This is a genomic window from Legionella steelei (assembly GCF_001468005.1).
GTDB lineage: Bacteria > Pseudomonadota > Gammaproteobacteria > Legionellales > Legionellaceae > Legionella > Legionella steelei.
The window spans coordinates 253025-274693 of record NZ_LNYY01000019.1 but is presented as its reverse complement, the minus strand read 5'-3'; the positions used below and the strand labels follow the sequence as shown (position 1 = coordinate 274693).

Below are 21669 nucleotides of genomic sequence, written 5' to 3'. Positions count from 1 at the left end.
CCTGGGTGCAGCGCAGTGGAGCCCGGGTTTAATAAGCTATTAAAATAATTCATAAAAATAAGGAAATTTATGTCAAACTCATCAGTTAAAATTGTTCGTTTTCACGAAACTGGAGGCCCAGAGGTATTAAAGCTCGAAGAAGTATCATTGCCAGAACCAGGGAAAGGCGAAGTTCGCTTGCGTGTTCATGCAATTGGTTTAAATCGTGCTGAAATTATGTTTCGTACCGGACGTTATTTAATACAACCCCATTTTCCATCAAAAATTGGCTATGAAGCCTCTGGTGTGGTTGAGGCAGTCGGTCCAGATGTAGATAAAAAAATAATTGGCAAAACATACAGCACGGTTCCTTGTTTTGATCTTGGTAAATATGGTGTGTATGGGGAAGTGGCAATAGTTCCTGCATATGCACTCGCAGCATATCCTGAGAAGTTGTCCTATGCAGAGGGAACGTCCATTTGGATGCAATATATGACCGCTTATGGAGCCCTGATACATTATGGTGCGCTTGCTAAAAATGATTTTGTTTTAATTACTGCAGCAAGTAGTAGCGTAGGACTTGCTGCCATTCAAATGACACGTGCTCAAGGTGCAATAAGTATTGTTACTACACGTACCCCTAAGAAAAAAGCTGAGCTACTCTCTTTAGGTGCAGATCATGTCATTGTCACCAATGAAGAAAATCTTCCTGAACGTGTACGTGAAATAACTAAAGGCGCCGGAGTAAAAATTGTTTTTGATCCAATCGCTGGCAAAGGCGTTGAGACTTTAGCAGAAGCACTCTCTCCAGGCGGAATACTTTTTGTTTATGGTAACTTGTCTTTAGAAGAGATTACTCCATTTCCACTTTTCGCTGCGTTAAATAAAGGCATTTCCTTGAGAGGTTATACGCTTTTTGAAATTGTATCCCAAGCCGATGTGCGTAAAAAAGCAGAAAAATATATTTTTGACCGCTTACAAGATGAATCATTTCATCCTCAAATTGCTCAAATGTTCTCTTTGGGACATATAGTCGACGCACATAGGTATATGGAGTCCAATGAACAAGTAGGTAAAATCGTAGTCACCGCTTAAATTGCAGAAATATGGCCATATTTACAACAGACGTCAAAAAGGCTTTATGCTTGCTGGTAGTCAAAAAGTAGCCTGGGTGAAGGCTACAATTTAGCAGACGTAGATTAAGGTATTTTGACATTAGCTAGCATATACAATCCCCGAGAAGGTGTCTGAGTGAAGCCGATGCTGATGTCTTCACTCGATTAATTTTTTATTCATATTATTGTTGTACGCTGCTCCAATTAACCACTGAAGCACCACCTTTTAGTTCAGGAGGTAACGAATTTAACGCTTTTTGTGCTTCTTCGGAGGTACTGTAGGTTCCATATACCCCTTTATATCGGGTTTTCCCATCTTGATCATATTTCACCTGGGCCATCCGATTTTTTTTGGGTGCTTTATACAGGACTTGCGCCACGTGAGATGCTTTATCCCCTTCAGTCAATTCAATTGTATAAGCTTGAGGATTTTGACTATTTACCCAAGTCTGATCTCTGTCTTTAAAAGAAACAGGAGAATGCAGCTCTCCAACATGATATGAATTAGGAACGCTTACTTCCCGTTTTTGTTGATATCTATAATCATAATTCGTCATATTGTAACTATTTATATTATAAGGTTGTTGTGTGATATCAACATATGAAAATGCTGGATATGAGATGGTATCACTATCTTTCGTACAGGAAGACATAGCAAACGCACAAATTACTGTGAGCGCTAAGTTTATTTTCTTATTCATTGTCATTCCCCTAGTTATAGTTCTTTTTATTAGCTCCCTGCCTACTATATCTACATAATTAGAAAAAACTTTAGAAATTTGTATTGTTAAAGAACAAATTATGTCTTACAGTAATTATTTTTTTATTTCGACGATAAAAACTTATGTGGACACATCGACGTTCAGGACAAACGAATCAAAGGGGAAATCAGGATCATCGAGATCCTTATGAGCGAGACCGCACCCGCGTAATTCACTGCCCCGCCTTCAGAAGATTACAAAGAAAAACACAAATTTTAGGAACAGATGAAGGTGATTTTCACCGTACTCGTCTGACCCACTCTTTAGAGGTCGATTCAATCGGGCGCAGTATTGTACACAACCTCTTAATGAACCAAGAAAAACAAATTGTTTTAGCGGGTTTACTACCTAATGATGACCTGATCTCTGTGATTTGCTTACTGCATGACATTGGCCATCCACCTTTCGGACATGGCGGTGAAGTAGCCCTCAATTATATGATGCGAAATTATGGTGGGTTTGAAGCAAACGGACAAACATTGCGCCTACTCACTAAGGTTGAAAGTAGTTATGGAACCTATGGTCTTGATTTAACCCGACGTGCATTGCTTGGTATTTTAAAATACCCTGTGAAGCGCTCTAATGTCGTCGCCCCCAAACACCCTCCAGTACATGAGTCCATTCATAAAACCATCAAAATTAATGACTGGTTACCACCTAAAGCTTATTTTGATTGTGAGCAGCCAGAGATTGATTGGTTGTTGTCACCTTTTTCTGATAGGGACAAAGAGTTATTTCAATCGTTGTCGCAAGCACCGCATGGTACAAAAGCAGGAAAATCAGCCTACCATAGCTTTGATTGCTCCATTATGGACATTGCTGATGATATTGCGTATGGAGTTCATGATCTTGAAGACGCCATTCATTTACGTCTTATCAATGCCGCACATCTGGATACCCAAGAGTTTAGACAGTTATTAAGTAATACCATTTTAGGTAATCGAAAAAACCAGTTGATAGACTCACTATTTTCTCAGGATCATTATTCAAGAAAGCAGACCATAGGAGAAATGGTCAATTATTTTATTACCTCGACTCAAATCATAACGACCAATGAACAATTCGAGAATAATTTACTTAAATATAATTTAGCACTTGTTCCTGAAGCAGATGCTCTGCTGAATTATTTAAAACAATGCATCTTCAATAATGTCATTGACTCCCAAGAAGCCCGTACTTTTGAATATGGTGGCCAAACAGTAGTTCTTAGGCTTTTCGATGCCATCAGCTCAAATCCTGGTAGTTTATTAGACAACAAAAATCGAGTTTTATTTAAACAAGCAGAAGATGAAACTGTTGCCTACCGAATTGTTTGTGATTACCTGGCTAACATGACTGATGAGTATGCCTATAGAATGCATGAGCGATTGTTTGGATTTAATACACGAACAATTTTCGAAAGACTTTGAGAGTACATCATTACCTTATTGAGTTTTCGATTTTTATTATTCCAAGCTGGGATGTCTTCCCAAAATAGATTATCATCTTTTTTTAATTCATGGAGAACTAAGAATAAAATGGATATAACAAAGACTCTTACGGTACTTATTGCGACAACGCTTGCTCAAAATAGCTTTTCAGGTACTATGGGACCAGTTAGTTCGCCCTGGACACAAGTTATCACCTTAAGCCTAGGCCCAGCCTGGACTGATACTGGCGAAACAAATACCTTCTTCTTACAATCAGATGTTGAAAAAACATACACTGCAAATGAAAATACAAGCACCCTTTTTGATGGAGAGATTTTCTATGGTTTGCAACACGCATTAAATGCTACATTTACCGGTCAATTGGGTTTAGCTGCCGCGGTAACATCTAATGCAAAATTGAAAGGTGATGTATGGGAAGATGCTGATCCAGATTTCGATACTTTTTTCTACACCTATAAAATCAATCATACTCATGTCGCTGCCAAAGGAAAGTTGATTGGTCATTTCAATGCTCCTGTAAATCCATATATTAGTGGAAGCTTAGGAGTGGGTTTTAACCGTGCGCACAACTTCACCATTACCCCTAAAATAGTTGAAGAAATTCCTGCGCCGGGATTTACTTCTCATACTCATACTGCATTTACTTATACAGTAGGTGCAGGGATCCAAAAAGAGTTCTATTCTAGGTGGCAGGTCGGTATTGGATATGAATTTGCAGATTGGGGAAAAAGCTATCTTGGACGAGCGCCTGGGCAAACACTGAACAATGGCCCTGGTATGAATCATTTGTATACGAATCAATTGCAATTTAGCTTAAGTTATCTAATCTAAGGATTGAAAATGAATAAAAAATGGATTTATTTTTTACTAAGTAGCGCTGTTTTTACGCCAGTCATCCTACATGCAGCACCGAAACCTCAACCCAAATTTTCCATTCTTGCAACAGCAAAAGGGGAACATCAAGTTTATCCCAAGGGTACTATTACTCTGAGTTATACAATCATTAATAATACCAAATATGAACGAACTTTAACTTTTAAAGCAATACAAGGGGTCAGCCAAGGAACTGGAGCTACTAAACCTTGTTCTAGTCCATTTACCCTGAAACCAGGTCAAGATTGCCAATTAAGCTTAGTCATTCACGGTAATTCGATTCCATCCAATGGAATAAATGGCGGACCTGAAATATGTAAAACTATAGGACCTGGAAATAATAACCCAGATCAGTTCCTCTGCTCTCAACCCAGTGAAGAAGATAAATTAAAAGTTACTTTATCGCCTGCTTCACTTATAAGAAGAGTCACTGTTGGCTATACCACCATTAATGGTCAAAACACGCCAATAGCATTCACCAGTACTGACGGTGGCAGATCATGGGGCCCACTAATTCAACTACAAAGCACGACTGCAAGCCAATTAGCAGATGTTACTTGCGATGATTCAGGCCTTAATTGCGTTGCGGTTGGACGAACAAGCCTCTTCCAACTCATAAGTTATAACAGTACGGATGGTGGAAATTCATGGTCTTCTCCAGTATTTCCATCAGTACTGGCGGGTGCTACACAATCATACCTCAATGGTATTGCTTGTGATAATACCGGAGTCAATTGTGTTGCTGTTGGCAATTCGCGAGTCCCACCTAAAACTTATGCAGTGACTTATACAAGCATGGATAGTGGGGCAACCTGGAGTAGCCCTATATTGCCCACGCCCCTGTCAGGAAACTCAACTTTGTCTGGTGTCGCTTGCAGCAGCTCTGGTCTCCAGTGCGTCGCTGTCGGTACTCATGCAGGAGCGCCAATAAGCTATAGTAGTACTTCTGGAGGTGCTAGTTGGAGTACAGCAAACATTCTAACGACACAGCCTGGTTTTACCAATACTCTATCATCAGTCTCCTGCGATAGCTCCGGATTAACATGCAGCGCGGTAGGTTCCTCATTTGATGAGACCACAGCAATTCCCGTCCCCGTTACTTATACAACAATTAATGGGGGAGCAACTTGGAGTGCTCCTATTTTACCCGCTCCAGCTTCTAATGAGGATAGCGAGTTATATGCAGTGTCTTGCAGCAACTCCGGACTTTGTACTGCTACTGGATATGTAACTATTGGTGGTGTGTTCAACAATCTTGTTTATACGAGTAATAATAGTGGCAATACTTGGAGTGCCCCTATTCTACCCAATATACCACAAGGGTTTGATGGCAACTCCTTAAATGGAGTGTTCTGTAGCAATGATGGAATTTTTTGTACTACAGTTGGCTCTGGGCAAACTGATCCGTCAAACATCTTTCCCTTCTCATATGTTAGTACTGATGGGGGAAGTAGCTGGAGTTCACCACTTTTACTCACCGTACCATCTAATATTCTCGTGTCCAACGTTGGTAATGTTTCTGGTAGTAAATAGACAGTCTAATTCAGGTAACTTACTTAATGTAAGTTACCTTTTATACAAAAAAATAAATCACAAGCGACCTAACCCAGTAGAAACATTAATACGTTGCATTAAGGTATGATAAAATTATTCGAGTTGTATTGCTACTTAGGGTAATTTTTACGCGTTTGACTAAAGTGTCAACTTTGGTATTCAAAGACATTGCCATAAAAAAATGGCGTCCCCAAGGGGGTTCGAACCCCTGTTACCGCCGTGAAAGGGCAGTGTCCTAGGCCGCTAGACGATGGGGACCTTAGGCATTTTTCCATCAACATCAAAGATGTTGATGGTGGAGCTAGGCGGGATCGAACCGCCGACCTCTTGCATGCCATGCAAGCGCTCTCCCAGCTGAGCTATAACCCCAAAATTAGGTTCGCAGTTTAATGAGCTACCCAAGATCTGTCAAGTAAATTTTTCATTTTCGATAAAGAAGCGTGTTTTGGAATTAAAAAAAGGGGTAATCGACTTTTAAACGCTCAACTTACAGAAAATGGATGCACTTATTTTGCCTTTGTAATTCGCTATAAAAATCACTCTTTAAATGAGTGGCTTATTTACATATTGAGCTGTATCGCTTCTCTTTTTTTCATTATACTGCATACTACAATTTTACCTGAGTGAAATAAGAATACATTCATTTTTAACTCTTAATCTCCTGTTAATAATAAAGATGTATTATCTATTTCTTTTGATTCTAGGAGTTTTGCTGTGCCTCAATTCTCAGAAAATAAGTACCTTCAATCATTACTCGAAAATTTGATAGCTTCTTATGAAACTGAAGTCAATTATACTCCCTTAGAAATTCCACTTGATGCACAACCCTACTCTGCAAAAGATATTGAAGATCTATCAAAGTTTATTAGTGATGAACGTAAGCGTCTTTTTATTTTTAAAATTCCAGAGAGCGAGCAAGCATCAAAACAACTCGCATTTCTTGCACGTCGCTCAGTATTAAATAAATCTGCAGAAACAATTCTTAAAACTACGTCTAACACCCCTAAGATTAATCCATTAAAATATGCGCTAAACACTAAGTCACCTGCAGTCCGAGCACGTATCCAAATTCAAAAAAGCATTGTTTTACCCAAACCTCCAAGCGTACAAAAAGAGGCTCGCCTCGAGCAGAGTGAACATATTGCTAGTCCGGATTTACAACTAGTACCTATTGATCTTCCTGAACTACCTGAATTAGTCAAACAACTCAGGGCATTAGGCATTGACAATCTAGAAGAGTCAGCCATTCCTATCATAAAAGAATACAGTTCTGCCTTTAAAGATGGCATTATTCCACAGAATTTGCCCAAAGGGTTTTATATAAACAAAGACAAAAAAGCGTTTTGTTATACTAATAACCCAAGAAAACTTCCTTCTGCGTTAGCACCCGCACTTAAAAAACAAGAAGCTTTAGTTTTACCTACAATTGAAGAAGCAACAGCACTATTACCTCACCTTCCGCAAACAACTATTTCTTTGCTTTTGGACTCTAGGTACTCACCTAACCAAAAAAATACCTTCATAGCCTTGCTTCCTGCCTATGAAAATGAAATCAAAGCCTTTCTGCAATTACTGCAACATGACGAATTCATCATTCCGTTGCTTTGTAAACAATATGCGTTGGGAGGTGAAGCTCATGCTATTGTTTTAGTCAGATTACTTAGTGCGTGTTTGAATAAAAAAATTAATCTCGAGTTTCTCAAAAACCCCGAAGTTCAAAATGATCTTTTGAGCACACGAGGAATTAAAAATCTTCAAAAATTAGTGCAACTTCCTGCAGAACAGAAAGAATGGTGGAATACACTGGTTGCAGCGCATCTAGACTATGATAAGAACAGTTTTGATTTTAATACTTTTTTTGAGGCCTACACACAAATCGTTCTCCCACGAATTGCAGAAAAAAATCTTACACTACCTGTCCCCTGCCCAATTAAACATAAAGGCCATTTTCTCATTACCTTAAATAGGGTATTGGATGTTATAGACCATGCTCAAAATCCACAAGAGCAATGTCTTTCTTTAGAAGAACTCAATTGGGGACCAACAGGCGTACATTACGCCATGTCGCAAAAACCATCTGCTGCACAATTTAAGCATGTTGCTGCATGTATGAAAATCGAAAATCCAGAAGATTCTATTACTGATCCCGAACTTATTTATACTGAGGGACGTGAACTTAAGCCTTGGCTATTTCGATATTTTGGGCAGCATTGGAAAGCAGAAATAAGATTAGCAGACATCCAAGAGCAGCTTCTGGAAATCGAAAAGCTCGCCTCCTGGACTCAAGAGCAAAAAAATCAATTAACCTTTATTTTAACCTGTGCTTTTTCAAATAAAGACGCTCTAAACGCTTCTCAATGGAAAGAAACTTTAAACAATTGTATTCATGCATTACAGACATTGGAGCAAACTGATCGTAGTGATTTACTGCAAGCATTTTCTCGCTCATTTAAATTTAAGCCTAACCTTTCGCTTGCACAAATCAATACATTAATGAAGCAATGTATTGAGTTCAAAGTCGCGTTTCCTGATAAGAAACTCAAAGATGATTTCGTTACGCCACTGGTTTCTTGTTTGGAAAATGAAGGCATTGAAATATTAAACACACTGCAAGAACGTATTCAAAAAACAGATCCAGCACCTGAAGTAAGCCAATTTTCTCTATCAGCTATCGCATCGTTTACCTCTGTATTACAAAAAAATCGTCAGAATTTAACAGCAGAGCATATTAAATTATTAGCAAAACTCAATGAAGCCAATTTAGATCAAGATCAAGTTGCTAATATATTATTAGCCCTTCAAAACATAAGAGATACGAAAGGTATAGAATTTCATAGAGCGGTACTGAGCGTATTAAGTCAAATCAATATCTCAAAGTCGCAAGAATTACCTAAAGCCGATAAAGTGAATACGCTTCTGAATACACTGCTACATGCAGCAGACATTGTTATTCCCGATGAATGTAGAAGCCCAGAACAACAAGAAGAATGGCTAAAAACCCTGATTATTGACATAAATCTTTTAAAAGATTGTGTATTAGGTAATGGGGATATCTCCAAGCTCGATGATTTAATTGTTGATGCTTTAGTTGATGCCATAAAAAAACGAAGTGCTGTCTTTAAAGTTGACCTCTTAAAGAAAGAACTAAAAAAGAATTTGCAAAACTTCATGGTTCCTCAACAATTACGCGATCAACTGGATCGAGAACTGATGCCACTTTTTGACGCACTGGATGAATTAGTTACTTTGTTGCAACAACCTAATCCTCAATTCTCAGAAGTCCTTGCAAAATTTCGCTTTTTCGAAGAAACAAAACCTACATTACTCAACGGAACCTATAGTCTCATTATAGGGGAAACTAAAGGGGAATATATTTTAAGTTTCCTGCTCACAGGGAAAAGAAAGGCAAACGATCAAACTACGGGAAAAGCATTTGCTGGAGTTTTAGGTCCAGTTCACTCCTTACTTCTTTCTCAAATGAGAGCTTTCTTTGAAAATCCTCAGAATAAGCAAATTGTCAAAGACTTGGATTTAAATACGTGTCTTGGTTGGATGGCAACATTTAACGAGACACACTCTTTAACTTTCTTTTTCAAAGAAGAGTTGATTCAGAAAAAAGTATTGCCCGCTTTGAAAAAAACCTTACAGCAGCTCAAGACTCAAGATCCAGAGTTTGAAAAAAGTATTCTTGATGAGGCTGCTTTAATCGATGAAAACGCTCCTTCAGACCAAGCGCTACAAAGTTATAAAAACAAAATTGAATCCATTGCAAATTACCTCAACTTGCTTATTGATATCAACACCCGACTACCAGAACAATTTAATAAGATATACAAGCAACTGAGTACAGGAACTCTAGCGCGCTTAAATTATAAGCAAAAGCAAATTCTAGCGGGTAAATTAGTTAAAGACAGCTCGGAAAAATTAGATCTTTATCTAAAGCTTACCACTCAAGCTTTAGAGGAGTGTCCTACTGCAAATGATGAAGCAATTGAACGAGCCATCAATGGCTTAGTCGACCTCTTTAATATTGCTGACCTTGAGCAAGAAACACAAACCATGTTCTTCAAAATGAGCATGGCTCATAATTTGAGAAGTGCAAGTCCTTTCCCTCTTGCCGCATTAAATCAATTCAAAAAATCAGCCCTTCCAGAAGAAACTAAGCCATTAATTATCAAAAAAATTATTGAAATTTTAGGACTATCTGGCGTAGATTCGAAACTGATTAAGTCATTGATCGAGGAAACTCAATTATTCTTAACTGAGAGGCCGGAACAAGCTGAACTCTGCATTTCATTACTCAAAAAAATCTCACAAAAAAAGCTCAACCAAGATCTCGAAGCTTATCCTCAAATTCTTCGAGAAATGAAGGGATTTAGTGATAATAATAGAATAAAAATTGCTACAATTTTAACGCGTTTGGCCAGTAATAAAAAAGACACCACAGTCAATCTAAGTGCATTATTGGATGTCGTCAACGGCTTAAAGCGATGTCATTCTGATGATGATATAGATAAAGTTTTAAAATTATTTGCAACGCCCCCCTACCCCGATGCAAAAAATCTAAACGCAGCGTTACTTGCGCCCGACCAAAGTAAATTACATGCCTATTGTTTAAACTTCGATACAAATCCTTTTGCTAAAAACAATGAAAAAAGGGATTTAGCCAAGCATTTTGCAACAGATCGCATCAAAGAAGCTCTAGTTAACCTACAAGATTTGCTTCATGAAGAAGATTTTCCTCACGCATTGCTAATGAAGCTTGCACGACAATTAACCTATATAGAAACATTAGGCTATACCGATCCCCTAAATCCTGGTGATTTTACAAGCTTAAGAAACTTAACTGCTAAGTCACGTGAAGAATTAAAAAACCGTGCCAGTCAAATACTTCTAGATCTGCGCGCGAAATCAGTAGCACCCGAACAAATAGAAGTCATCAATCTGGAGCTTTTAGCCTATTTAAGAGAAATCTATTTCCGAACTACAGGCTTATTCCCAAACACCACGCAAATGCTTGTATTGTTACTTGCTCTAGAAGATCCATCTTCCGATATATTAATGCGTATCAAAACTGGAGAAGGAAAAAGTATTAATACACCGATGCTTTCGGCGCTTCAATGGGCGCAAGGGGGTACTGTTCTACAATGGACTGCTAACCCAACACTTCTGGTTCGAGATTATGAGAACAACTGCGAACCATTTTTTAAATTCTTGGGAATTGAATCAGCACTCATCCAAAGTAATACCCCAACTGAAGCATTTGTACCTGATGGAATCAACTGTTCCACAGTTGAGGATATGGCAAGTTTCCATTTGGCTGCAAAAATAACTAAAAAAGAAAAGCTACTCCAAACTAATGGCCCTGTGCATATTGTTTTAGATGAATGTGACGATACGCTTTTAGATCAACAGGCACTTTATAAACTGGTTACAGAAGCTGAGGCAGTACAGGCTAATAACCCCGCTCAATGGATTTATCCCCTCGCCTATCAATTCATCAATTGGCAAGCATTTCGTAATGTTAAAGCATCTCAAGGTAAAGTTTGGGATGAAGATGAGGATCTCGATCAATTTCGATTATTTCTCAACAAACAAATTAACGAACAATTTAATGGGGACATTGAAAAACAAAATTATTTGATGGCAGCAAGTAACACCCAACTCAAACAATGGATCCATGCAAGCGGTGTCGCCGCCACTTTAGTGGAAAACAAGCATTTTATAGTGCAACCAGTCAAAGAAAAGGATGAGAGCGGTCACGAAATTATTAAAAAAATTGCCTGTGTTCCGTTAATTCGCAGTACACCAAAGCACGGTTCGATTTTTACTGAGGAAGTACAACAGGCGTTACAAGCTCGACTCAAAGCGGAAAATAAAGATCAAGCCCAGCATATTTTTATTGACTCCGTTCCCTCTGTACTTGCAAGCCAATCGGCGCAAGGATTAATTAAGTTTTTCAAAAAGACCTTAGGACGCTTACTTGGAATTTCAGCAACGCCAGGGGATAAGCTTGAGCTCAAAAGCTTAGATACGTCTATCGGAATCCAGGCAGTCAGTGTAGCACCACATGCCGGAGACAAGCGCATCAATCATGACCCGATTTTTACTTTAGATCGGGAAGGAACAATCAAAGCCATACATGAGACCTTTGATAAGATTAGACGCCCAGTTACAAAAACGAGAATGGATATTAATCCTGATGAAGACATTCAAACCTATGAAGAGCATGAACATTTAGTTGCGCAGAGAAATAAAGCGATTGAAGAATGGAGTCGTGACCAAACGCAACCAATGCTTATTGTGAGCGAAGATTTTGATGAGGCACAAGCAATTGGTAACAGTTTAAAAACCTATGAAGAGCAAGGGTTCAAAATTCAGATTATTACCGGTAAGGAATCCCCTGCCGAACTGGATAAGCTCATCAAGCAAGCAGGTCAAGTGAACACGATTACTGTAGGGACAGCAATGCTTGCAAAAGGAATAGACATCAATCCTGGTGATCATCCTAAAGGTTTATTTGTAATACAAAGTTATCCAGATACTGAGCGAATGAGTACACAAATCGCAGGCCGTGCCGCACGTAATGGTAAACCTGGCGAATGGCTTCCTATTTATCAAGTAAAAGCGCCTGAAGACACGCTTAACAAATTTCTTTATTACGTTTTTCCATGGACACGTCAAAGTATTAATGAACAATCGGTTGAAGAATTAAAAAATAAAATCAAATTACAAGCTACCGTAGAGAGGATATATACCCAGGCCATTGATGAGGCACAACAAATCCTGATGCAACAAATTGAAGCGTGGGAAAGCTTACTTATTGAACTTTATCCTGGAGATCTCAAAATACAATTTGAGTTCTACCAATGGCGTGAAGCGCTTTTGAGTGAGCTGACCCGTTCTCAAAATGCCAATGTATCCGAACGTACCCTTACTGAAAGTATCGAGCAATTTAAGAAATCGGCTAACAAACTGTGGGAGACAGCTCGAGAAGAAAAATGGGCGGCCAAAGCAGAAAAAGCAAGCAAAATGAGCCACGAGCAAGGACTGAGGCTTAAGTTTTTAAAACAGCTAGATTTTGTTCAAGAGTTAAATGTTCAAACAAAGCTCAAACAAAAATCAAAGCCGTTTTCAGCTGGTGCAAAAGCCTTAATGCATCAAAACTTAGAAACAATAATTGCCGATAAAGCAGGCGCAGTTCTAAATTATACCAAACCCGAAGGCCAAGCAAAAAGAGCTCTGGAGTTGGCACAAAGCAAACAAATTTTACCCTATTTAATTGGAGAATTTTGTACTCTTTGTCCAGAAACCACAAAAGTATTTTTCCCTAAAAACACGGCTAAAAACTCTTCGTTTGTCCCAGAAATAATCAGAATTGGAATTAATACGTTAATTGAACAAAAAAACAAGGTATGGAAGAGCGAAGAGCATCAAGAAGTTACTGACAGCATCATTCAATTTTACCAAAAAAAATTAATGACAGCAGATGATAAAACCATTCAGAATTTATTAGATCAAATCAAACCTTTAATCATAAATCACTGCAACGACTTAACACAGTTTTCGCTCGTTGAGCAATTTAAAATGCAAGGTTTAGTTCTCTCTTTTACGACACTTTATAGAAATTTAGGCTTGCCTGAGGATCCAGAGTTAAACGCATTGCAAAAAAGCTACAACGAAGAAGCAATGAAAAAACTGGCTCAATACCTGCTCGATGAGTTTGCTTGGGTAAAAGAAAAACCCGAGCCTCTCCATGCCTACTTCGAACGGACCGTAGCCAAAAAAGCAGCTTTAGAAATTCATACGCTTGCTGAAGACTTAAGTAACTTTCCTGAGGATAAAGATAAAATTCGGGCACTTTATGCCACACTTGAACGTCACAAAGCCGTTTTAAAAGATAAGTATCTGTTTTCGATAACTCACTCATCCCCAAGAGATGTAATCAATGATGCACTGAATGCAATTGATTCATTACATAATGTCCCGCATTGTGATCTCGACTTTAGGAAAAACTGTCACGATAAAATAGTTGCAGAGCATCAAATAGCTGGTTTTCGTAGCTATTTAACGAATACATCACCTTATTTTTTCAAGACCGTCGACCCTACTTGGGAGCATTTGAAAAACTCATTGCTCCAAATAAGTCGTCAGAGTAAAGACAATCCCAGCCATGTGGTGCATGAGTTATATGAGGCGACCTTACGCTTTAGCTCCTATAAAGAATATCGACCCTATGTAAACCAACTTAATGCTTTGAAAAAACAACTAAAGTACTCTATAGAAGAGTTAGCTCAAGCAGATGGGTTAAATCAAGATGTAGAGGAAAGTTTATTTGCACAAAAGAAAACCCAATTTGCTACTTTATTGAAAGTAAATCCAGAAAAAGTACGTATTCAAAGTGGTACTGATGGTATTCAATCCTATATCGAATTACAGGTTGAGGATGCGGAGTTGCAGCAAGGATTCACTGGATATCAATCCTCGTTTCTTACACGAGTTGAAGCAGAGCAAAACGAACTCCAAAAAATTAAAGTAGTTGTTGAACAAAATAAAAATACGCTTCTCAATTTATCTAATGAAAATGTGGTCGATGTTCTTCCACCAAAAATGCGTCCTGAATTTGAGAAATTATTCAGACTCAAAACACTTTTAAATCTTAATTGGAATAATGTTCAGATTGATCGTAACGAGCTTCCTGAATCAATTCGCAAGAAACTAGAATATGTCGATGAACTGAAACAATTAAATTGGAAATTAAATGCAGTAGATTTGAGCCAACTCAGGAGGATTTTAGGTCAAGAGCCTGACGAAAGTGTTACTGCCCTTTTAGATGAACAGTCAAGACACAAAGTTGATCTGGGGCAAATCCAAAGCACAGTAAAGAGTACTAGAGAACAAATCAGCAAACAGATAAAAGATATATCAGAAACAAAAGCACTTATTGTAAAAGCAGAAACACGCATGAAAGAGTCTACTTGCTCCCTTTGGGAACAAGGCACGTTAATGTATAAAAATAGTTCATTAGGAAAAAATGTCCAATCCTTTGAAAGGACAAAGGTACAACTCGAAAACACTTTACGACAACTTCAAGAGGAAGAAACAGAATGTAGGGATGCATTAAGCGATCAAAATGATCGATTGGATAGAAAAAGAACCGAATTATTAACAAGCCGCATAGAGCAGATTAAACGTGATCTGAGCGCTCATCTTGTTGATGCATCAAAACAACAGGTTGCCGTGATAGAAAAAGAACTTCAAGAAACAGAACCTGCTATTGATAAAATTGCAGCAGAAGAAAAGAAAAAAACACGTTATCAGACGCGTCGATTCTTCAAAACAAGCGAGTTGTTACGTTATGAAGCAAATCTAGCTCAAGAACAAACAAAGATTCCTGGAAGACAAGAAGAACCACTTGGTGAGTTCGAACTAGAGAATGTTCAAAATGCAGCAATATCCGTTGTATCATAGTGCATTGGTAGCGCAGAACCCGGGTTACAGCATACGCTTAACCCGGGGTATGGTTTTAAAATGTTCCCATATAATCCATTTTTCCAATAGTAACGCCCAAACTTCTTAAGATGTCATAAGCTGTAGTAACGTGAAAGAAAAACTGTGGTATTCCATAGTGCAAAAGATATGTTTGACCAATCAGTTTTCGTTCTTTTGGCGTTCCGGGACGGAGAATAATTTCTTTTTCTTCACTACCGTTCATATCTTCTGGAGAAATACTAGAAAGAAAGAACAGTGTTTTTTCTATTCGGCCACGTAATTCAAAGAATGTTTGCTCATTGTCTTCAAAGACAGGTATTTCCTTGTCTGCCAAACGTGCTGCCGTACTTTTAGCAAAATCAGTCGCGATCTGTACCTGACGCGTAAAATGAAACATATCTGGGAAAAGTCTGGCTTGTAAAAAAGCATTAGGGTCCATTTTATTGTTATCAATATGAGCCTGCGTTTTTTCCAAAATTGCATTTAATGAAGTAAGCATTTGTTTGAACACTGGTATCGATGCAGAGTACATAGAAATATTTTGTTTCATACTTTTTCCTTATCATATTAAAATTCTGGTTCAAATATTATCCGAAGATCGTCTAATATAAAATCTGTTATTTATTAATTCAGACTTCTTTTGATTCCGTTAATGATTTTTTTCTTTATTTTCTGCTTTTTTAATAAACAACAATCAATTGAGACCATTGACAACAATTTAATAACAATGCTAAAAACATCACACACCCTAACTGAGCAGGTATAAAAATGACTAAATTGTACACTTTTCTTTTGTTGGGTTTACTGGCAGGTACAAGTTTTGCAAAACCGTGTATAAGTACAAATCGAAGCTGTTTAAAACTTAAAAACCAAAACCCTCAATCTGCAAAGATTGAATGTAATTGGTTGAATGCAGTCGCGTCTGTGGCTAATTCACAAGGTTCAACTCAATTGGATTTAAGCTATGGGGATGGTCTTGGTGCTCCTGAGCCAAGGCAACTTTCTTGCAAGCTAACAACTGGGCAGACAAAACAAAGTTTTGAATTCCATAATCCTTATTGGGGCTCACTAATCGAGTTTCATCTCATTTCTCAAAACTCACTTGAAGTCTATATTACTGACGGATGGAGTTCCAAAGAAACACGATATACATTTAATTGGTAATTATCGTAGCATTGTAGCCTGGCTGAAGCGCAGCAGAACCCGCGATTTTCCGCAGATTCCCCGGGTTACGGCTTACGCCTTCACCCAGGCTACAATGCTACAAAACTACAAATCCCCCAACGGATTTTGACGATAAAATTGGGCAAGCAAATGATAAATCTCAGAATAATAATGACTTATTATTTCAGGTTTTTCGAAAAATAATTCAGAAAATACAGCGAAAAACTCAGCTGGGGATGTAGTAGCATATGGATCAATTGGAATAGGATCATCTTGTTGCAGACGATTTACCAAATCATGATAGCCTGAGTTAAAAGCCTCAGCCCAATGCGACGCGGACATTCCTTTGTGAAGTGGTGGAAAACCATTCGCCCGACCATTTTGCATATCCAACTTATGTGCAAACTCATGGATCACTACATTTCGTCCAGTAGCACCACCATGATGTTGCGTATCGTCCCAAGAGATAATAACAGGTCCACGTTGCCACGACTCGCCGCTTAAATTAGATCGCCCTAAATGTTCTATTCCAAACTCATCGATTACCTTGTCCTCTCGTGAATAGGCTCCAGGATAAATGATGACCGAAACCCAACCATCGTACCAATCAAATCCAAGATTAAGAATAGGAAGGCATGCCTGTAAGGCAATATTTAACTGCATTGACGTTGTAATCTGAAGATCACCAACGCCCTCTAATGATTTGTAATGAAGAAATAAAATAGCTAGTTGTTTCAGCTTTATTTTTTCCTGTTTACTCAAGCGTCGCAGTAAAGATAAACTTTGAAATGCCACATTCCATTCATCATCGCTTATAGGTGAATGGCGCATAATCCGTTCGTACCGCCATTTTTTAAGCCAGTGAAACATTATAGCAACCGTACTGAAACGAAAAAAAACATATCTTTTGCACAAATCTGTCTTTTAGCAACATACAGTAATACTTTTTTCTTTAGATTTTTTACCATTGTGTTTCATCCTTGATTGCTTTCTTTGACTCAATACGCATTAAATCAACATCCTATAGCCATCCTCTCCAACCATATGCTCCTCAACATGTGAAAGATTTATATCCTTATCTTGACTATTAAAGTGTACCAAATCATTTCTACCTATAACATAAGCACATAAATCAGCGTATTGAATAGGATCATCATCCGATTGTACGAGCTCTTTGACAGCACTAAACTCAGGCTGATTCAAGGCACTAACCAAGGCTAAACCTGAGGCTGTTGTACTATAAAAACTATAGCTGTTTCGGTCACGTTGTAATGCAACCGTGAGAATATCTCTCAGTATAAAACTCAACTGCTCCTCAGCAAAATCACTATCATTCAAACCGGCTTTAATTCTATCCAGTAATAATTTCTTTTTACCAAGCTTACTCTTAGCACTCATACTATTTTCGATGACGTCTATTAAACGCAACAAATCTGCTTTGATTAATGGTTGCTTTTCCTTTTGCAAACGGATACGTTCCGGCTCTACTTTTAAACATAACTCATCAGGCTCAAGTGACTCTGTATCAACAAGTTCACGATGCGTTTTATTAAGATATTTTGCTGAGTTTGAAACCGTAATTTTAGAACCATCCTGAGAATGTAAACTTCTACTTTTGGGAATAATATTCGCAATAATAGCTGTAAGATGTTGTGTCCATTTTTCTCTTTCTCGTTGAAACTCATTAATGATTTCAGATTGATGTATATTTTCTCCCGATTCTGGCAAACAGCCAACGCGACTCAAGAATTGATACATAATTGCTTTGCTGAGTTTCCTGATTACAGGAATTACATTCACCCCATAAATCAAATGAGCAGCATCATTCTCTTTATTAAGGTCCTGAAAAGCCTTTAAATGTGCCCCCAGAATTACTTCCTCCCTTACCTCACATTGTTTCGGATAAGTGGGTCTTATGGGGATATGGAACTTGGCAAGAACACGGTCCAAAAATTCGCCGGTATCATCCCCCACTTCAAGATAGGGATAAAGTGTTTCAACATAATTTAAGTTTTTAGACCCAGACAAATCAACTGCTCGATTAGCTAATGTATGGTTAAAAAAATCTAAAAATGCTGTGGAAAATAAATTACCCGGTACGGGATCTAAAAGAAGTAAATTCGTTTCCAGATGAAAGCGATCAATACTGGCCAACTTGAGGGCTGCCAAAATTGCAGCAATTCCACCTCGGCTTAAGCCAATAGCGTTAAACTTAACTGTATATCCATCTTGAATTAGCTTTTTGACAACAGCTACAACCTGATCACTTTGTTCTTCTACTCCTGCACCAAATAAAAGTCCTGTGACACCATAATCAACACCACATCCATTGAAACCCATTTTTAAATGAGTGGCGTCTTTATGTTGCTCTACTTCATCGGCTGAAGTAATACGTACTCCTTTACAATCTCTATATAACACTTCATGCAAATGAGTATTAGGTTCTTCAATGCTATAGATAGTGCCTTCAAATACAGCGGTTAGAGTGATTTCTTTCATTAAGTATCTCTTTACATATAAAACTGTGAGCAATTTTACGCGTATTCTAACAATATCAATGAGCAACTAACAATCATATTAATCACATTTTGCTATCAAGGCTATTGCATCACAATTATTAAGAAATACTTTTACAGGTTATTTCCATTCATAGGATTGCTTTCATTGTGTCAGTTTGATTTAATCCATACTGAACTTAAAGTATTTAGTATGTAAAAATATTTACCTATGTTAAAAAATGAATGAGTCACTCAATATCTTAATAAGCAAGTTAAACCGACAACTCAATGAGTTTGATGTACATTTACATACAGTTCGGCATCAAAAACAAGAGCTCGAACTACACTTTCAGCAAATTGAAGAACGAATTAATCAACCTGTCTCTAACTCACTTATTGTGAATCCAGTGAGCGAAATCAATTGGCTTAATTTCATCACGCAACAACAAGAAAAAAAAGAAGTGGTCACTCTAGATCTTAAAAATTGCCAAGATCTAGAAAATAAACTAGAAGAAAAAATCACTCGTGTTCAAAAGGAGTTAAAAATGATAGAACATTATTTGGAGCGCGAAGAGATGCATCAGAAAAAAAGGGCTCTAGGTTAGCCCTAATTCAATTGGAAAGTATACTCATCAGGCCCTTCAGCATCTATCCTCTCTTGCTCTGCAGAAGGCTCTGAACCTGCCGCAATTACTGTAGCCGCAGCACGCGTAACAATAGAGAGCAAACTGTGAGGAAAGCTTATGAGTGCGAGTAAGAAGCCCACAGCCGATTCGAAAAGTGCGATACCAGTAAAATGTAGTGCTGAGCCTGCAAATTTAAGTGCATCATCGCGGAATCCTGTGGCATTAAATAAGAAAGCACCAGCAGCAACAAGATAAGCACCAATACAAACAACTGCTGAACCTACAAAAGCAAGCGCAGAATATCCTGCCAATGCAAGACTCGCAAATGGATATAAACCAGGTGCGATTAACTCTCCTACGAACTCATAACCATCTCTATAAGGAGTAAAAAAACCAGGGCGATTTCTGTACGTTGTAAGTGCCCTACTTGCAATTTCGCTAACCGTTTGTCCATCAAAAATGTAATATAATTCTTTTTCACCAAGTAAATACAGCATAGGACTCTTCCATTATTTTTTCTTATTTTAATAAACATACTCGCCTGAATTTCTGTAGTCATAGACGCTTCGTTCATGCATTCAAGCATTTCAGCTCCAGCCGAAGCGAGACTACGAGCCATGACCTGGGTTTCTGATCAAAAAATCAAGCTGCGGCTTCCGCTTCACCCAGGCTACAATTCAGCAGGTTTCAAATTTGTCGGGCCTTGTACTTCTTAGGTAACATCGTTACATTAGCAACCCAACCGCCTCCTAATGCCTTAACCAATCCCACTGCAGAAGACATTTGCAGGCCGTCTACTTGTGTTGCTGCCTGTTCTGCTGCCAGAGCACTGATTTGCGCAGTAAGTACACTCGAATAAGGTACAGTTCCAGCTTTATATTGGTTTTTAACAATTTTGAGCGCAAGAAGCGCATCAGCAGCTTCTTTATCTTGAGCAATGCTTTGCTTTTCCAAAAGACGCAATGAAATCAAATTATCCTCAACGTTTTGAAAAGCAGTGAGTACTACTTGACGGTAATTGGCGACCTGAGCCATGTATTGCTCTTTTGCGGCTCGCACTCCTGCTGAACGATAACCTCCATCAAAAATAGTTTCTGCCAGTTGCAGACCAGTAGACCAACTGATTGCCGGCTTATGAAACAGTTGATGAAAACTGTGTCCTGCGGCACTAACAGTTCCAGTCAAAGTTAACGTTGGGAAATAGGCAGCAACGGCAACTCCAATTAAGGCACTTGCTTGTTGAACCAAACGCTCAGCTTGTGCAATATCAGGTCTTCTCTCCAACCAAGCAGTAGGTACTTGCACAGGAATCGTGGGTGGTTTCAATTTGATAATAACAGGTTTTAGAGAAAAATAAGCTGGAGGACGTCCCATTAATACAGCAATTGCATGTTCGTATTGGCCGCGTAAAATACCGTTGTTAATGGCCGATGCTTGGGCTGATTCAAGTTGAATTTGCGCTTGAAGCACATTAGCGCGCGAGACAACCCCCGATTTATATTGATTTTTTGTCAGTTGTAAGACTTTTCTATAAGCAATCACGGTGTCATCTAAATACTTTTGAATTTTATCCAATGTACGTAATTCAAAATAGTATTGTGCTAAAGCACCTTGAGCCGACAAACGCGTCACTCCAATCAATGCTTCATTAGATTCTGCTAAAGAAAGATCTGCCTCGATGGTTCGGCGCACAAGCCCCCAAAGATCAGGTTCCCAGCTTGCATTCAAGAATGAGGTGTAAATTGTTGTCGTGGTTGCTGCCGGCGCAATGTTTGTTGTTGCAGTCCCTGTCGTTCCTGAGGTACTGATAATTGAAGTAGATCCCCCCGCTTGTCGCTGTTCGAATAAACTAAATGCACCTACTACTGTCGGATATAGATTTGCGCGAGCTTGGTCTACAATGGCCAGTGATTGACGAAAATTTGCTTCGGCATTCACAATACTTTGGTTGTAATGATATAACTGATTTTCCAGATCATTGAGTACCGGGTCATTAAAAATTTTCCACCATTGCCCACGATCCATATTATCCTGTGGCTGAATAGGCTTCCAATTTTTACGTTTAGCTCCGATTTCTTTTTTGCCTTTAGCTTCTTTGAACTGTGTTGGCACCACAAGCTTTGGAGGCACATAATTAGGACCAACCATACAAGATGGCAGTAAAAAAGAAAACAGTA

General features: G+C 38.4%; 13 protein-coding genes and 2 tRNA genes. 7 read left to right on the top strand and 8 right to left on the bottom strand.

Annotated features, from left to right (window positions below; all coding sequences use genetic code 11):
* Window positions 1-69: 69 nt before the first annotated feature.
* Window positions 70-1074, top strand: a complete 1005-nt coding sequence (locus Lste_RS05370; RefSeq protein WP_058510043.1) for a zinc-dependent alcohol dehydrogenase family protein — start codon at window positions 70-72, stop codon at window positions 1072-1074.
* Window positions 1075-1276: 202 nt separating this feature from the next.
* Here the strand turns inward: Lste_RS05370 and Lste_RS05365 are convergent, their stop codons facing one another.
* Window positions 1277-1795, bottom strand: coding sequence for a hypothetical protein (locus tag Lste_RS05365; protein WP_058510042.1), 519 nt, complete (start codon window positions 1793-1795; stop codon window positions 1277-1279).
* A gap of 143 nt (window positions 1796-1938) precedes the next feature.
* On the opposite strand from Lste_RS05365, the gene Lste_RS05360 reads away from it, so the two are divergent.
* From Lste_RS05360 to Lste_RS05350, 3 genes are all read left to right on the top strand, one after another.
* Window positions 1939-3264, top strand: a complete 1326-nt coding sequence (locus Lste_RS05360) for an anti-phage deoxyguanosine triphosphatase (RefSeq protein WP_058510041.1) — start codon at window positions 1939-1941, stop codon at window positions 3262-3264.
* Window positions 3265-3372: 108 nt separating this feature from the next.
* Complete coding sequence (locus Lste_RS05355; RefSeq protein WP_058510040.1) at window positions 3373-4116, top strand: outer membrane protein; 744 nt, start codon at window positions 3373-3375, stop codon at window positions 4114-4116.
* 9 nt (window positions 4117-4125) lie between these two features.
* Window positions 4126-5691 carry a WD40/YVTN/BNR-like repeat-containing protein gene (locus tag Lste_RS05350; RefSeq protein ID WP_058510039.1) on the top strand — a complete coding sequence of 522 codons (1566 nt, stop codon included), beginning with the start codon at window positions 4126-4128 and terminating at the stop codon, window positions 5689-5691.
* 203 nt (window positions 5692-5894) lie between these two features.
* Here Lste_RS05350 and Lste_RS05345 read toward each other — a convergent pair.
* Window positions 5895-5970 (bottom strand) — tRNA-Glu (locus Lste_RS05345).
* 35 nt (window positions 5971-6005) lie between these two features.
* A tRNA-Ala gene (locus Lste_RS05340) sits at window positions 6006-6081 on the bottom strand.
* A 345-nt stretch (window positions 6082-6426) separates the two neighbouring features.
* Between Lste_RS05340 and Lste_RS05335 the strand changes: the two genes are divergently transcribed.
* A complete protein-coding gene (locus Lste_RS05335; RefSeq protein ID WP_058510038.1) occupies window positions 6427-15183 on the top strand; it encodes a hypothetical protein in 8757 nt (2918 codons plus the stop codon).
* A gap of 55 nt (window positions 15184-15238) precedes the next feature.
* Here Lste_RS05335 and Lste_RS05330 read toward each other — a convergent pair whose 3' ends face one another.
* Window positions 15239-15754 carry a DUF1993 domain-containing protein gene (locus Lste_RS05330; RefSeq protein ID WP_058510037.1) on the bottom strand — a complete coding sequence of 172 codons (516 nt, stop codon included), beginning with the start codon at window positions 15752-15754 and terminating at the stop codon, window positions 15239-15241.
* 218 nt (window positions 15755-15972) lie between these two features.
* On the opposite strand from Lste_RS05330, the gene Lste_RS05325 reads away from it, so the two are divergent.
* On the top strand, window positions 15973-16368 hold the full coding sequence (locus Lste_RS05325) for a hypothetical protein (protein ID WP_058510036.1): 396 nt from the start codon (window positions 15973-15975) through the stop codon (window positions 16366-16368).
* 105 nt (window positions 16369-16473) lie between these two features.
* Here the strand turns inward: Lste_RS05325 and Lste_RS05320 are convergent, their stop codons facing one another.
* Window positions 16474-17238, bottom strand: a complete 765-nt coding sequence (locus Lste_RS05320) for a M90 family metallopeptidase (RefSeq protein ID WP_058510035.1) — start codon at window positions 17236-17238, stop codon at window positions 16474-16476.
* 138 nt (window positions 17239-17376) lie between these two features.
* Window positions 17377-18867 carry a hypothetical protein gene (locus tag Lste_RS05315; RefSeq protein WP_058510034.1) on the bottom strand — a complete coding sequence of 497 codons (1491 nt, stop codon included), beginning with the start codon at window positions 18865-18867 and terminating at the stop codon, window positions 17377-17379.
* Between the two features lie 238 nt (window positions 18868-19105).
* Here Lste_RS05315 and Lste_RS05310 point away from each other — a divergent pair, with 238 nt between their 5' ends.
* Window positions 19106-19471 carry a hypothetical protein gene (locus tag Lste_RS05310; RefSeq protein ID WP_058510033.1) on the top strand — a complete coding sequence of 122 codons (366 nt, stop codon included), beginning with the start codon at window positions 19106-19108 and terminating at the stop codon, window positions 19469-19471.
* Between the two features lie 2 nt (window positions 19472-19473).
* Here the strand turns inward: Lste_RS05310 and Lste_RS05305 are convergent, their stop codons facing one another.
* On the bottom strand, window positions 19474-19989 hold the full coding sequence (locus tag Lste_RS05305) for a hypothetical protein (protein ID WP_058510032.1): 516 nt from the start codon (window positions 19987-19989) through the stop codon (window positions 19474-19476).
* Window positions 19990-20179: 190 nt separating this feature from the next.
* Window positions 20180-21667, bottom strand: coding sequence for an efflux transporter outer membrane subunit (locus Lste_RS05300; RefSeq protein ID WP_272947123.1), 1488 nt, complete (start codon window positions 21665-21667; stop codon window positions 20180-20182).
* Between the last annotated feature and the right edge of the window lie 2 nt (window positions 21668-21669).